The 1,226-nt window shown below is 69.5% G+C and carries 1 protein-coding gene; it reads right to left on the reverse strand.

What is annotated here, in order from left to right; translation table 11 throughout:
* Nucleotides 1-29: 29 nt before the first annotated feature.
* Nucleotides 30-1,091 (reverse strand): hypothetical protein, encoded by a 1,062-nt coding sequence (locus ACFRCG_RS48630; RefSeq protein WP_380043095.1) that lies wholly within the window; start codon nucleotides 1,089-1,091, stop codon nucleotides 30-32.
* Nucleotides 1,092-1,226 lie beyond the last annotated feature (135 nt).

The following is a 1,226-nucleotide window of genomic DNA, read 5'->3' on the forward strand; positions in this document are numbered from 1 at the left end:
GACCGACACCGCCCGCGCGGTCGGTTCGGTCAGCGGCAGGTCCAGACGGTCGGCTCGTCCCCGCCGCCGGGGATCTTCCAGCTCTGACCGGCGATCGTGCCGTCGTCACCGGCGACCGCGAATTCGAGCCCGCGGTCGGGGGCGTAGCTCAACGTGGATTCGAGTGCGGACGACCGCCAGACGCCGAATTCGTGCCAACCGGGATCATCGGTACGACCGACGATCCGACCGTCGCGGTTGATGCCCGTGACATCCGCGGCCCGCGCCACCGCGCGCGGCACGCCGTCGCGGTCCCACCACACGCTCGGCGCGCCGTTGCCCGAACCATAGGTGACCTGGCCGATGAAGCGACCGTTGGATATGCCGCGGGTGAGGACGTCGGTGGCGCCCGCGGGGAGGCGCGCCGCACGCGCTCGACCCGCCTTCCACAGGTAGGGCCTCCTGCTGAAGTCCTTGTCCACGTCGATCAGCACGGTGCCGTCCTGATCGATACCGGTCGCGAAACCCTCGCTGTCGGGCAACCCGGTGAGTTTGACCACTGTTCCGGGCTTGTCGGCGGGCCAGATCACCGGCTTCCAATACGACCCACCACCGGTCCCGACGTCGGCCGCGCCGACGATGTCCCCGTGGTCGTTGATGCCCGTCGCCCGCGAGGCGGACGCACCGGGCACTTCGGGCAGCCGCTCCAGCCCACCGTCGCGCGAGCGGACGGCGCTCGAGAGTCCGCCGGTTCGGAAGGCGCTTCCGACCACCGTCCCGGCCTTGTTGACGCCCAGGACCTCGACCCACTTCTGGTACCCGGGAACGTTCAGGTATCCGTAGTCGGTTAACGTGCCGTTCTTCCACAATGTCGCCCGGGAGCCCTGTGCGGAATTCGCGCCGTACGAAATCGTGCCCGCGTAGCCACCGCTTCCGTCGGTCGCCCGCACGTCGCCGGCGAGCGCGCCCGCGGGCATCGGCAGGATGGCCGGCGTCCACGCGCAGGCTTTCGTTGCGGAGGTGGCGGCGACGGCGGGTGCCGTCGCGCCGACCGTCGTCGCCACCAGCACGCCGGCCAGTACGCCGCGGGTCAAGCTCCTCGCATGCTTCATGATTCTCCTCGGTTCATGGGGGTGGGCCCCGAGAGCCCCGGGTCGGATGTCGAATCCGACCCCTGGGGGAAGGTGTTAAAAAATGTGGTAGGACCTGTTTAGGGGTTGGCGGCGTTGCCCCGCCCAAAAAACCGG

Source organism: Embleya sp. NPDC056575 (genome assembly GCF_042793325.1).
Lineage (GTDB): Bacteria > Actinomycetota > Actinomycetes > Streptomycetales > Streptomycetaceae > Embleya.

Coding starts and splice junctions, on each gene's coding strand:
- ACFRCG_RS48630 (WP_380043095.1), bottom strand. CDS start 1,091: ATGAAGCATGCGAGGAGCTTGACCCGCGGCGTACTGGCCGGCGTGCTG.